Source organism: Mycobacterium sp. 48b (assembly GCF_048282725.1).
In the GTDB taxonomy this organism is placed as follows: domain Bacteria; phylum Actinomycetota; class Actinomycetes; order Mycobacteriales; family Mycobacteriaceae; genus Mycobacterium.
In genome coordinates, this window is record NZ_JBLVUL010000001.1 from 2102405 (window position 1) to 2115653 (window position 13249).

The window sequence follows — 13249 nt, forward strand, 5'->3', positions numbered from 1 at the left end:
TCACGACGTACGTCGAAGTCGGGCACAGTGTTGGTATAACCGAGATCAGCAAATCTCGTCGAAATGGAAGGGGTGGAGCCCGATGACCGTCGTATTGGTCGACCCGCGCCGCCCTTCACTGATCCCTGTCGACGCGATCGATCTGCTCACCGGCGATGTGCAGTACACCGAGGAAATGCCCGTCAAGGTGCCGTGGTCGCTGCCTGCGGCGCGTCCATGGCTCTCTGACGCGCCGGAAGATGAAGCTGCTCTCGTCCTGCTGTCTTCGGACCCGGAGCATCCTGCGGTCAAGGCCCGCTTGGCAGCCGGGGACCGGTTGATCGCGGCTCCGCAGACGCAGGCGGGGGAGCGGCTCGTGGACGCCGTGGCGATGATGGACAAGCTGCGCACGGACGGGCCGTGGGAGAGCGAGCAGACCCACGATTCGTTGCGTCGCTATCTGCTGGAGGAGACCTACGAAGTCTTCGACGCGGTGCGCGGTGGCAACGCCGACGAGCTACGCGAAGAACTCGGCGATGTGCTGCTGCAGGTGCTGTTCCATGCCCGCATCGCCGAAGATGCGCCCGTCCACCCGTTCAACATCGACGACGTCGCCGATTCGCTGGTCCGCAAGCTCGGCAACCGCGTGCCGGCAGTGCTTGCCGGAGAATCGATTTCACTGGACGAGCAGCTGGCCCAATGGGAGCAGCGCAAGGCGCAGGAGCAGAAGGTGAAGGCCCGCGGGTCATCGATGGACGACGTGCCCACCGGCCAGCCGGCGCTGGCGCTGGCGCAGAAGGTGCTGGCGCGGGTGGCTCAGGCCGGGCTGCCCGCCGATCTGGTGCCGGCGGCGCTGACCTCCGTGGTGGTTTCGGCGGATACCGATGCCGAGAATGACTTGCGCAGCGCGGTTTTGGAGTTCATGGACACCGTGCGGGTGGTGGAGTCCGATGTCGCCGCCGGCCGCCGCGGCGAGGATGTTCCCGAGGAACTCGATGCGACGCCGCTGGGGCCGATCACCGAGGACGAGTGGCGGGCCTACTGGCCAGGCGCGGTCGTCGAGCCCGAGCCCGAGCCGGATGCGGACGACGAGTTTGACGACGACGCAGAGGATGAGCCGGCTGACCAGGGCGAGTCGGATTCTGAACCAGACGAGGACGATCACCCCCCAAACTGACGGCCGGCGAGTCGCTGCCAAGTCGTGTCTGCCGCGTGCGTAACGCCAGGGCGAATTCGAGTCGGCTTTTCCGCCACCACGTTACGAGCGAGGACTGGGTCTCAGCGATACTCCGTCACGAAAAGACAACGGCACGGTTTCGGCTCGGGGTGCCCGGGCTGTGGCGACGCTGGATCGGACCCGCAAGATCTACGGTGGGGCGATGCGGGTACTGCGGGTCGCTGCCGTCGTCCTGGTTCTCGGTCTGGGAATGGTTGCACCGCAGGCTATTGCGGAATGCGCCGCCACAGGCTGTGACCTGCGCTCGCGCATCGCTGCGGCGGACGCCTATTTGGCGTCGCGGCCGGGAACCGTCGGCTATGTGCTGCGCGATCGCGCAGCGGGCACGCGCTATGCCAATGCCAATGCGAACACGATGATCTGGACCGCCTCCACCATCAAGCTGGCCATGGTGGTCGACCTGCTGACCCGGGAACGTGCCGGAGTCCTGCGACTGTCGGGCAACGACCGGCAGCTGATGGTGAACATGCTTCGGAACTCCGACAACGACGCGGCCGATTCACTGTGGACCCGTTACGGCGGAGCCGACCATAAGGCGTTCAATGCCGACTTCCCCCGCTACGGCATGACGGACCTGCGGCCCCAACCAGGATTCGGTGACATGTTCCCGTACTGGGGCTTCCAGAAGTCCACCGCCAATGACCTCGACCGGTTGATGAACTACACACTGACTCAACTGAATCCGGCCGATGCTTCCGCCGTGGTCGGCGAAATGCAACGGGTCGGCGCGGAACAGCAGTGGGGTGTGTGGGGCGCCGGCCCGTCGATGAGCCCAGGCAACAAGAACGGCTGGTCGCAGGAACAGGGCGGCTGGGTCGTGAACTCGGTCGGCTTCGCCGGGCCCAACCAGCGCTACACGCTGGCGATCATGAACGGGCTCAACGGGCAGGGCGGCTACGACGAAGGCGTCGCCACCACCACCCGGCTCAGTCAGATCCTGCTCGGTGGATGACAGCGGCGCGTTCCCTGCACGCCCCGGGCGCGGCCGGCCCGCCGCGGTCACGAAATCTACTGCTACACGAAGATGGCCGGCACCGCGATTGCCAGTGCCTCACGCGAACAGCGTCGAACCCCAGTAACCCGAGGTGTCGCCGTCACGCAACCCGGGCGGACACGCGAAGACGGCCGTCCCGGTGTGGGTGATGTACTCGTTGAGCGCGTCCTTGCGGGCCAGTTCCCGCTGCATCGGGATGAACTGCTTCTCGGGGCTACGGACGAACGCAATGAAGAACAAGCCCGCGTCCAGGTGCCCGAAGCCGTCCGAACCGTCGGTGAAGTTGTAGCCGCGACGCAGGATCTCGATGCCGCCAAGGTGCTCGGCCGAGGCCAGTCGCACGTGCGCGTCCACGTCGATCTTCGGATTGCCCTTGCCGTCGGTGATCTCGAAATCGAGCTCGTCGAACTCCTGCTGCAATCCGTTGGGGGCGCCGCTGCCCTTCTGCCGTCCGATCACCCGCTCCTGCTCCAGAAGCGTGGTGCGGTCCCAGTTCTCGATGCGCATCCGGATCCGCCGGGTGATCAGATAGCTGCCTCCGGTCATCCAGGCCGGCCCGTCACCCTCGGCCACCCAGACGTTCTTGTCGAGCAGATCCGTCTGATCGGATTTGAGGTTGTTGGTTCCGTCCTTGAACCCGAACAGGTTTCGCGGGGTGGCCTGGTCCCGGGTGGTCGACGAGGTGCGGCCGAACCCGAGCTGCGAGTACCGCACCGCGACCGTGCCGAACCCGACGCGGGCCAGGTTGCGGATCGCGTGGACAGCCACCTGCGGATCGTTGGCGCAGGCCTGCACGCAGATGTCGCCCCCGCTGCGGGCCGGGTCCATGGTCTCGTTCGGGAACTTCGGCAGATCCTTGAGCTCGGCCGGTTGCTTGTCGGCGATGCCGAAGCGGTCCTTGCCATCCTTGCGGAAGAAGGACGGCCCGAACCCGATGGTCAGGGTGAGCTGTGAGGCCGGAAGGCCCAGCGCCTCACCGGTATCCGACGGCGGCGCATACGGATTGCCATCCACGGCGCCGCCGGCCTCGGTCTCCTCGCCGCGCGTCATCCGCTCGGCCATCTGGGTCCACTGCTTGAGCAGTGCGACGACGTCCTCGCGGTTGTCGGTGGTGACGTCGAAGGAGCAGAAATGCATCCGGTCCTGCGCCTCGGTGATGATGCCTGCCTGCCGGTCACCCCGGAAGGGCACCGGCCCCTGCAGGGCGCCATGCGGGGTGCTTGCGGCTGAAGCGCGGCCGGCCAGCGCACCTGCGCCGGCCGCACCGACTACCGCCGCGGTGACCCCGGCGGCACCGAACAGTTTGCGCCGGGAGAATCCGGTGGACTGCTCGGCGTCCGGGGTCGGAGCGCCTGAGTCCGCTACCGAATCACTGCTTGGCGATGACACCTTGCACCTGGCTCACTTCTTTGCTCAGCGCGTCGATGGCGCGCGACAGTTCCTGGCGTTGCGGCTCGGTCACCTTGTCGTAGGAGACGAATCCGTCGCCTTCACGATACTTCTCCAGCAACTTCTCCACATCGGCGAATCTCGCGTCCACGCGCTTGCCCAGTTCGGCGTCGCGCTCGTCGAGGATCGGCCGCACCGAGGCCACCGCGGTCTGTGAACCTTCGACGTTGGCCCGGAAGTCCCACAGGTCGGTGTGGCTGAAGATGTCCTCTTCGCCGCTGATCTTGCTCATCGCGATCTCGTCGAGCAGACCCTGTGCGCCACCGGCGATCTGGGTGGAGTCGATGGTCCAGTCCGGCGCCTTGACCCCGGCCTGGAGTTCTTTGACGTCGGCGATCAGCTGGTCGCCGAGTGCGTTGGCGTCCGGTTGCAGACCGGTGACCCACAGCTGCTTCTCCAGCGCGTGGAATCCGGTCCACTTCTGGCCGGGCTCCAGGTCGGCCTCCCGCAAATCGACGCGCGGGTCGAGGTCGTTGGGGAAGGACTCGGCGACCGGCTCGATGCGCTCCCAGTAGACACGCGAGGTCGGGTACAGCGCCTTGGCCTTGGCGACGTCCTTGGCCTTGACCGCGGCGACGAACTCTTCGACCGCCGGCACCAGCGCGTCGACCTGGCTGTTCACATAGCGCTTGTAGTTGTCGGCGGCTTCCTTGAATTTGCCCTCGGTGTCGATCTTCACGGCTTCGCCGGTGACCTCGAAGTTGCCGCGGATGCCCTCACCGACCATGCCGGGCCGGCACGAGGTCTGATAGGTACCCGGCTGGGTGAGCTGCACGATCAACTGACGCTTGAGCCCGGGGGAGATGTTCTCCACCTCGCCCATCACCCGCTCGCCCTCGCCGTAGACGTAGAACTCGGTGACCTTGTTGCCGCTGTTGGTGACCACGAACGTGCTGGGGCCGGTCACCGCGGTGGTCCCGGACAGCTTGCACTCGGTGTCGGAGGCATCGACGGTGATCTGAGAGCCCTTGGCACCCTCCCCGCCGGCACTGCCGCTGTCGGCCTCTTTGGCCTGGCACGCGGTCATCGAGATGCCGGCCAGCACCGCGGCGGTCGCCGCGAACCCGGTCTTGACGGCAGGGGTCATCTTCACTTGGTCGACCTTTCGGATGCTGTGGAGGTCTCCGGCTCGACGGTCGGCTCGGAGGAAGTCTCGGGGGAAGTCGCAGCACTGGCCGCCCCCGCGGTCCGGATCGGCTTCAGGAACAGCGCCAGCACCACGACGATGTAGGCCAGCCATGCGCCGAACTGCAGCACGGTCGGCGTGGGGTCGATGTTGAAGACGCCCTGGATGATCTCGCCGTACCAGGCAGACCAGTCGAACGCGCCGCTCATGTCGAAGGCCTTGGCGCTGAGCCCGGGAATCCAGCCCACCGTCTGCAGAGCCTTGATGCCGTAGGCGAGGATTCCGGCCGCCACCACGATCAGGAAGATGCCGGTGTACTTGAAGAACTTGGCGAGGTTGATCCGCACCGCGCCGGCGTACATGCCGTAGGCGATCGCCGCGGCGATCAGCACACCGATGATCAGGCCGGTCAGCGGCCACAGTGTCTCGGCCTCGGCGTAGCCGACCATGAACAACGCGGTCTCCACGCCTTCACGGCCCACCGCAAGGAAGGCCAGCAGCGCCACGGCCAGCCCACCGGTCTGCAACGCCTGCGACATCTCGCCGCGCAGCTGGCCGGACATCGAAGCGGAGGCCTTCTTCATCCACAGCACCATGGTGGTGACAATGACGACCGCGATCAGTGAGGCGATACCCGCGATGGCTTCGGCGCCGAGTCCGCTGATGGTGTTCTCGCCGAACTGGATCACCAGGAAGACGGCGACAGTCATGGCGATCGCCGCGCCGACGCCCAGCCACACCCATTTGAGCGCGTCCCGGCGTTCGGACTTGACCAGAAACGCGACCAGGATCGACACCACGATGGCCGCTTCGAGGCCTTCCCGCAAACCGATCAGGCCACTGCCGAACACCTGCGAAGTGACGTTGGACGCGGCCAGCGTGCTGGTCGGAACGTCCGAGATGGCAGTCATCAAAGCGTCCTCGTTCGACCGGGGTGTAAACACCGAAAAAAACGTAGCCTTGCCTTGCCATAGCAAGGCGTGGCTCACCTTAGCAGGGGGGCCTGTGGGTCCGGCCGACTTCACCTGCCGTTCTTCCGGCACGGGCCCGTCGCTCGTCACGTTCATGGGCGCGCATGCGACGATGGCCAATCAGATAGAGCGGGGTTGAGGGAGTCCGGTGTCGCCAGTGCGTTGGCTGCGGGCTGTCGCCGTAATTGCTGCGACAGCGCTGCTGTTGGCATCCAGCTGTTCGTGGCATCTGGGGACCCCAATTCCCGAAGGTGTGCCACCACCGGCCGGTGACCCGGTGCCCGCGATCGACACCTACGCCAAGGGCAGGCCCGCCGATCAGCTGCACGAGTGGGCAGCGCAGCGGGCACCCGCACTGGGCATGCCCGTCAACGCTCTGGAGGCCTACGCCTACGCGGCCCGCGTCGCCCAGGTGGAGAACCCGAATTGCCAACTGGCCTGGACCACGTTGGCCGGCATCGGCATGGTCGAGAGCCATCACGGCACGTACCGCGGCGCGATGATCGCGCGCAACGGCGACGTCACCCCGCCGATCCGTGGCGTGCAACTGGACGGAACCGCCGGCAACCTGCGCATTCCTGACACCGACAAGGGCAAGCTGGACGGCGATCCGCTGATGGACCGCGCCATGGGGCCGATGCAGTTCATCCCGGAGACCTGGGGGCATTTCGGCGTGGATGCCAACAACGACGGGGTGGTGAGCCCGGACAACTTCGATGACGCGGCGCTCTCGGCGGCCGGCCTGCTGTGCTGGTACGGCAAGGACCTGTCCACCCCGAGAGGCTGGATGAAGGCGCTGAAGGCCTACAACAACTCCGACCAGTACGCCCGGATGGTCCGGGACTGGGCGACGGCCTACGCGGCCGGTCACGGCTTGTGACACGTGTGACAAGCCCAAACGGGCCGTCACGCGGACCACGATCTAGTCTCATCCCTACACGCCGGACTCAATAAGGAGAAGCCAGTGCCCATCATCGAGCAGGTTGGAGCCCGCGAGATCCTCGACTCCCGTGGCAACCCGACGGTCGAGGTCGAGGTGGCCCTGACCGACGGCACGTTCGCCCGCGCGGCGGTGCCGTCGGGTGCGTCGACCGGCGAGCACGAAGCGGTGGAGCTGCGCGACGGCGGATCCCGCTACGGCGGCAAGGGCGTGGAGAAGGCCGTTGAGGCCGTTCTCGACGAGATCGCCCCGGCGATCATCGGCCTGGCTGCCGACGATCAGCGTCTGGTCGATCAGGCGCTGCTGGATCTGGACGGCACGCCCGACAAGTCCCGGCTGGGCGCCAACGCCATCCTCGGTGTCTCGCTCGCGGTGGCCAAGGCCGCGGCCGACAGTGCGGCGCTGCCGCTGTTCCGGTACCTGGGCGGCCCGAACGCACACATTCTTCCGGTGCCGATGATGAACATCCTCAACGGCGGCGCCCACGCCGACACCGGGGTGGATGTCCAGGAGTTCATGGTCGCCCCGATCGGCGCGCCGTCGTTCAAGGAGTCGCTGCGCTGGGGTGCCGAGGTGTACCACGCGCTCAAGTCCGTGCTCAAGAAGCAGGGGCTGTCGACCGGTCTCGGTGACGAGGGCGGCTTCGCCCCCGACGTCGCGGGCACCAAGGCCGCGCTGGACCTGATCGCGACGGCCATCGAGACCACCGGGTTCAAGCTCGGCAGCGATGTGGCCCTGGCGCTCGATGTCGCCGCCACCGAGTTCTACACGGAGGGTTCGGGTTACGCCTTCGAGAAGGAGACCCGCACGGCCGAGCAGATGTCGGAGTTCTACGCCGGTCTGATCGACGCCTATCCGCTGGTCTCCATCGAGGACCCGCTGTCCGAGGACGACTGGGATGGCTGGGTCGCGCTGACCTCGGCGATCGGTGACCGGGTCCAGCTGGTGGGCGACGACCTGTTCGTCACCAACCCCGAGCGGCTGGAGGACGGCATCGAGCGTGGCGCCGCCAACGCGCTGCTGGTGAAGGTCAACCAGATCGGCACGCTGACCGAGACCCTGGACGCCGTTGCGCTGGCACACAACAGCGGCTACCGCACCATGATGAGCCACCGCTCCGGTGAGACCGAGGACACCACCATCGCCGACCTCGCGGTCGCGGTCGGCAGCGGTCAGATCAAGACCGGTGCCCCGGCCCGCAGCGAGCGGGTGGCCAAGTACAACCAGCTGCTGCGCATCGAGGAGGCGCTCGGCGACGCCGCGCGCTACGCGGGCGATCTCGCGTTCCCTCGGTTCGAGGCCAAGTAACGCAGGCGTCTGCGCACCAAAACGTCGATGCCCGAAGCGAAGCGGCCCGATCCGAAGCGACGGTCCCCGGCCTCCCGACCCGGCAAGCCGGGCAAGGCCGGGGAGTCGAATCGGCCGCGCGTTTCACAGCCCCGCCGCCGGGCGGCTGAATCCCGTCCGGCGCAGGCTGATCCGGTGGCCGAGGAAAAGGTCACCAAAGCCATTGCGGTGCAAGCTCAGCAGCAGGCCGAGCTGCAGTCCGAACAGCGATTCGGGTCGACGGCCCGCCGCGCGGCGATCCTGGCCGCCGTGGTGTGTGTGCTGACGCTGACCATCGCCGGGCCGGTGCGCACCTACTTCGCCCAGCGCACCGAGATGAAACAACTCAAGGCCAGCGAGCAACAGTTGCGCGGCCAGATCGCCGCGCTCGAGCAGCAGAAGGTCAAGCTGGCCGATCCGGTGTTCATCGCAGCCCAGGCCAGGGAACGCCTCGGTTTCGTCATGCCCGGCGACACCCCGTACCAGGTGCAACTGCCGCCCGGGGCCATGGTGTCCGAGCCGGGGACACCGGTGCTGCCCGGGTCGACGGTGCCCGCAGGGCAGCCCTGGTACACGTCGCTGTGGCACACGATCGCCGATGAGCCGCACGGGGTTTCCCCGACGATCGGTGGCCCGCCGCCTGCGCCCCCTGCACCTCCCGTTCCACCACCGCCGGCCGAGCCAAGAGGTCCCAATGGTTGATCCCGCCGACATCGAGGCCGTGACACGGCAATTGGGCCGGGAACCGCGCGGTGTCCTCGAGGTCGCCTACCGCTGCCCCAATGGCGAGCCCGGGGTGGTGAAGACTGCGCCCAGGCTGCCTGACGGCACGCCGTTCCCGACGCTGTACTACCTGACACATCCGGCGCTCACGGCGGCCGCCAGCCGGCTGGAATCCTCAGGGCTGATGCGGGAGATGTCCGAAAGACTGCAACAGGACGAGGAACTGGCTGCGGCCTATCTGCGGGCGCATGAGTCGTATCTGGCCGAGCGGGACGCCATCGAGCCGTTGGGTACGACGTTCACCGGGGGTGGCATGCCCGACCGGGTCAAATGTCTGCATGTGGTGATGGCCCACTCGCTGGCAAAAGGTCCCGGGGTCAATCCCTTTGGTGATGAGGCGCTTGCGGTGCTGGCCGTCGAGCCGGCGATGGCCGGAATACTGGATCGTGAGGTGTGGGTTTGAGTCGGGTCGGCGCAATTGATTGTGGCACCAACTCGATTCGCCTGCTGATCGCCGACGTGGTCGGCGGCCAGCTGCGCGATGTGCACCGCGAGATGCGGGTCGTGCGGTTGGGACAGGGTGTCGATGCCACGGGCGAGTTCGCTCCGGAAGCGTTGGCGCGCACCGAATCCGCATTGGCCGACTACGTGGCCCTGATGGCCGAGAGTTCGGTGACCGCCGTTCGGATGGTCGCGACCTCGGCCGCACGCGATGCCGGTAACCGCGACGAGTTCTTCGCGATGACCGCGCGGCTGCTGGGCAAGGTGGTGCCCGGATCGGTGGCCGAGGTGATCACCGGAACCGAGGAGGCCGAGCTGTCGTTCCGCGGTGCGGTCGGCGAACTCGACCCCGCCGCAGGGCCTTTCCTGGTCGTCGACCTGGGTGGCGGCTCGACCGAACTGGTGCGCGGCGGTACTGCCGTTGAGGCGAGCTTCTCGGCTGATATCGGATGTGTGCGGCTGACCGAACGATGCCTGCACTCTGATCCGCCAACCGTGGCCGAGGTGGCGCAGGCTCGGGAGGTGGCTCGTGACGGCCTGGCCGAGGCGCTACGGGTGGTGCCGGTCGAGGGTGCGCGCACCTGGGTGGGCGTCGCCGGGACAATGACGACCCTATCGGCGCTGGCGCAGCGCATGACCGAGTACGATCCGGAGGCAATTCACTTGTCCCGCATCGGATTCGACGAGCTGCTCGGGGTATGTGAGCAGCTGATCGGGATGACCAAGGCCGAGCGCCTGGCTCTCGGGCCCATGCATGCCGGCCGTGCCGATGTGATCGGCGGAGGCGCCATCATCGTCGAGGAGCTGGCGGCCGTGCTCGAGCAGCGGGCCGGCATCGGTGAACTGGTGGTCAGCGAGCACGACATTCTCGACGGCATCGCGCTGTCGATCGCCTGACCCGTCCTCGCAAAGGGCTCTCTGCCCGCCGATTTCTACCCTGGGGTTGCGATCTCGTCGTCGGAGCAACCCGGTTGCAGAAAACGGCGAGTGCATGTGTGGCCGCCGTTCGTCGCTTTCTACCGCAGGGTCGCCAAACCGCGCGATCGACAGCCGTGGGGTAGAAAGCGGGGCCGGCGAGCCGCGGGACCCCACACAAAAAAACAACGGCCGAACGCGGTTGCCCGCGTCCGGCCGTTGCCGTGACTACCTAGATCAGGACGCAGTCCCGTGGTTGCTCGCCGGAGCGACCGCGGGGGCCGGGGCGGGCGTGGTGACGACCGGCTGGGTTCCGGCCGGAACCAGTGCCGGCTCGGTGGCCGGTGCGCCCGGGGCGGGAGCTGCCGGAGCAGCAGGTGCACCCGGAGCAGCCGGAGCCGCCGGAGCGCCCGGAGCGGCGGCGGGAGCGGGGGCACCCTCGGCGGGCACGCCCTCGGCCGGCGGAACCGCGGTGGCGGCGTTGCCGGCGCCTGCGGCGGCCGGTGCCGGGACACCCTCGGCGACCGGGGTGCCGTGCGCGACCGGGGTCGACTCGGCGGCCGGTGCGCCCGGTGCCGGAGCGGCCGGAACCGCTTCGGTGCCGGCCGGGGTTGCGGCCGGTGCGCCCGGAGCCGGGGTGGCGGCGGGCAGGTCCGCCGCGCGGCTACCTGCGCCGGTGCCTGCCGGTGCAGCCGGAGCGCCGGGGGTCACGGCGGCAGGGGCGGCCGGGGACAGAGCGGCCGGAGCGGCCGGGGTTGCAGCCGGAGCGGCGGGGGTGGCGGCAGCCGGTGCAGCGGCGGGAGCCGGACGCTTCGGCGCGCCGGCGGCGGCCGGGGCTGCGGCGGGCGCAGCGGTCTTGTTCCACACCAGGACGTCGTTGCCGCCTGCGTTGTAGACGACGGAGGTCGGCTGGTCACCGGTCACGTCGAAGTAGATCTTGCCGCTGGTCTTCTGCCCCTGGGCGAGGGTGGCGGGGTTGACGCCCTGGGTGCTGGGCACCTGGAACAGCGCACGGTAGTTCTGGCCGTCGGCTGCGCGGATGTTGAAGTTGGAGACGATCGGCGTCACCGAGCCCTGGAGAGCCTCGTTGGTCGCAGTGACCTCCCACAGGGTGCCGTGCGGCGCGTAGTTGATGGTGTCGGTGCTGGGCTTGAGGTCGGTCACGGTCCACACCTGGGTGCCGCCGTCCAGCTTGCCCTGGCCGCCGAGCGAAGCGGTGGTGACGGCACTGGTGTCGGCGTCGGCGAGCGCCATCGGGGCGCCGGCGACGATCGCCGCAGCGGCAATGGCCGCTCCGGCAAAGGCCGTACTGATATTCGTCGTCTTCAAGGCATTCACTCCTGACTGGTCCAAAAGAGTTGGCAGGCCCCCCGGCAGTGGGACACCCACTTCATGGGAAGTTAGCAGCTTAAGAGGACGGTTAGGAACACCAGTTCGCAGTTTCTGCCATCGGAGCCTGGCAGAAAACCCGTTTGACCTGCTAGTCGAGCTCGATGTGTGCCACGACCTGGTTTTTCGCCGCCCTATCGAATCTCGATGAGCGGTAATGCCCGCCCGGCCGACAGCGACAGCCGTTGACGCCCGAGTGCCGGCCAGGCCTGGACGGCGCAGAACGGCGCGCACTGATGGCCGGCCGTATCCGGCTGCTGCGAGCGGGTTCCGACGTGCACACAGCACTGAATCAGGCGCTCTTCGATCATCGTGGACATATCCATGAACGGCTTGACCGTCAGTCGCACCACGCGTTCGCCGAGCAACTTGCGGATCTTGCGCCGGCGCCCCGGTAACGCCGAGGAGGCCAGCGTCAGCAGAGTCCCCATACCCAGGTCGCAACTCTCACAGATGGCACGCCACACGTCGCCGATCTGAGGATGCGACAACGACGACTGCTCCGAGAGCAGCCCGAGCAGTGACTCCTGCACCGCCATGCGCAGCTGACGCGGGATCTCGGTGTCGGCGATGCGGTTCGAGACCAGGCCTAGTTTGTCCTTGAGGCTCTCGGTGCCGATCAGCGACACCAGCGAGCGCCATTGGTCGCTGTCGTCGCGGACCAGATAGCCCACCGAACAGCAGTGCGGGTGCGAGCACGGCAGGGCGGTGAGGTCGCGCCAGGTGACGGCGCCGTCGGTTTGCGGTCCCAGGCGTTTGAGCACCCCGGTGTGGGTGAGCCGGTTCATCGGGTCGATCACGCCTGAGCGGCCGGAGCCGAACTGCGGCTGGATGGTGAGCCCGCCGACGTAGGGCGTGTCCAGGGCCAGGCGAACCATGTCCCCGATCTCGTCGTCGTTGACCCCGAGGGCGCAGGTCATCACCAGGGTCGTGAAGATCTCCCGCTCGGAGAGCCGCTGCAGAGCTTGGCCTTTGGTTCGCCGCAGATCGCCGCCGCGGTGATGGCGGTGTGCTTGCTCGGACAACCCGTCGTATTGCAGGTAGACCTCGACGCGTTCGCGGTGCGCGGTGAGCAGATCGAGCAGCCCGTCGTCGTTGGCAATGCGGACCCCGTTGCTGTTGACCAGGATTCGGGTGATGGGCCGGGCGACCAGTTCGTCGAGCAGTTCGGCCAGATTCGGGTGCAGGGTCGGTTCGCCCCCGCTGAGCATCAGGACGTCGATGCGGCCGTTCTCGCGATCCAATCGCTGGTCGACGTTGGCCAACACGTCGGCGGTGGGCACCACATGGCGTAGATCGGGTGAGCTGTCGGTGAAACAGGTCGGGCAGCGCAGGTTGCAGGTCTCGGCGATGTCCTCCAGCAGGATGCAGGTGTGCTGCGTCTGCATCTCGGGCAGACCACGCAGATAGGCCGAGGGAATGGGGTCGAAGTTCCCCGCCACATCGGGAATGTGGGCCTTCGTGGGGGCCGTCCACTCCTCCAGGTAGGACAGGATCTCGGGATCCTCGTCGTAGAGGGTCCGGACCAGTCCGTGTGTGCGGCAGCCGCGTTCGAGCCAGACCTGCCCGTCACGCTCGACCAGGATGCCGGCCAGACGCGTGACGTCGGCGAGCGGGCGCTCGGGCGCCTCGTCATGGCAGCGCGGGCAGAACGCGGTGACGTACCGGTGCAGCCGGTCGCCGCGCAGCCCCATCCCGG

12 protein-coding genes are annotated in these 13249 nt (G+C 67.6%); 7 read left to right on the forward strand and 5 right to left on the reverse strand.

Annotated features, from left to right (window positions below; all coding sequences use genetic code 11):
- Positions 1-82 precede the first annotated feature (82 nt).
- Positions 83-1156, forward strand: coding sequence for a nucleoside triphosphate pyrophosphohydrolase (locus ACNQR1_RS10085; protein WP_418045715.1), 1074 nt, complete (start codon positions 83-85; stop codon positions 1154-1156).
- A 202-nt stretch (positions 1157-1358) separates the two neighbouring features.
- On the forward strand, positions 1359-2168 hold the full coding sequence (locus ACNQR1_RS10090; protein WP_418050331.1) for a tat pathway signal sequence: 810 nt from the start codon (positions 1359-1361) through the stop codon (positions 2166-2168).
- Positions 2169-2267: 99 nt separating this feature from the next.
- Here the strand turns inward: ACNQR1_RS10090 and efeB are convergent, their stop codons facing one another.
- Genes efeB through efeU form a run of 3 tightly spaced genes read right to left on the reverse strand, consistent with a single transcriptional unit; the run spans position 2268 to position 5696 of the window.
- Positions 2268-3599 (reverse strand): iron uptake transporter deferrochelatase/peroxidase subunit, encoded by a 1332-nt coding sequence (gene efeB, locus ACNQR1_RS10095; protein WP_418045717.1) that lies wholly within the window; start codon positions 3597-3599, stop codon positions 2268-2270.
- Positions 3580-4752 (reverse strand): iron uptake system protein EfeO, encoded by a 1173-nt coding sequence (efeO, locus tag ACNQR1_RS10100; protein WP_418045719.1) that lies wholly within the window; start codon positions 4750-4752, stop codon positions 3580-3582. The genes efeB and efeO overlap by 20 nt, the downstream gene beginning before the upstream one ends.
- Entirely contained in the window at positions 4749-5696 is a 948-nt protein-coding gene (gene efeU, locus ACNQR1_RS10105; RefSeq protein WP_418045722.1) for an iron uptake transporter permease EfeU, read from the reverse strand. The genes efeO and efeU overlap by 4 nt, the downstream gene beginning before the upstream one ends.
- A 208-nt stretch (positions 5697-5904) precedes the next feature.
- Here efeU and ACNQR1_RS10110 point away from each other — a divergent pair, with 208 nt between their 5' ends.
- From ACNQR1_RS10110 to ACNQR1_RS10130, 5 genes are all read left to right on the forward strand, one after another.
- Complete coding sequence (locus ACNQR1_RS10110; protein ID WP_418045724.1) at positions 5905-6636, forward strand: lytic transglycosylase domain-containing protein; 732 nt, start codon at positions 5905-5907, stop codon at positions 6634-6636.
- A gap of 84 nt (positions 6637-6720) precedes the next feature.
- Positions 6721-8004 (forward strand): phosphopyruvate hydratase, encoded by a 1284-nt coding sequence (gene eno / locus ACNQR1_RS10115; RefSeq protein ID WP_044520038.1) that lies wholly within the window; start codon positions 6721-6723, stop codon positions 8002-8004.
- 27 nt (positions 8005-8031) lie between these two features.
- Positions 8032-8724, forward strand: coding sequence for an FtsB family cell division protein (locus tag ACNQR1_RS10120; protein WP_418045726.1), 693 nt, complete (start codon positions 8032-8034; stop codon positions 8722-8724).
- Positions 8717-9208: a DUF501 domain-containing protein gene (locus tag ACNQR1_RS10125; protein ID WP_418045728.1), complete on the forward strand. Its 492-nt coding sequence runs from the start codon at positions 8717-8719 to the stop codon at positions 9206-9208. Before ACNQR1_RS10120 ends, ACNQR1_RS10125 begins: the two co-directional genes overlap by 8 nt.
- On the forward strand, positions 9199-10143 hold the full coding sequence (locus ACNQR1_RS10130) for an exopolyphosphatase (protein ID WP_418045730.1): 945 nt from the start codon (positions 9199-9201) through the stop codon (positions 10141-10143). The genes ACNQR1_RS10125 and ACNQR1_RS10130 overlap by 10 nt, the downstream gene beginning before the upstream one ends.
- Before the next feature lie 255 nt (positions 10144-10398).
- On the opposite strand, the gene ACNQR1_RS10135 is transcribed toward ACNQR1_RS10130, so the two are convergent.
- Entirely contained in the window at positions 10399-11415 is a 1017-nt protein-coding gene (locus ACNQR1_RS10135) for an MPT63 family protein (protein WP_418050332.1), read from the reverse strand.
- Positions 11416-11684: 269 nt separating this feature from the next.
- On the reverse strand, positions 11685-13244 hold the full coding sequence (locus ACNQR1_RS10140) for a radical SAM protein (RefSeq protein ID WP_418050333.1): 1560 nt from the start codon (positions 13242-13244) through the stop codon (positions 11685-11687).
- Between the last annotated feature and the right edge of the window lie 5 nt (positions 13245-13249).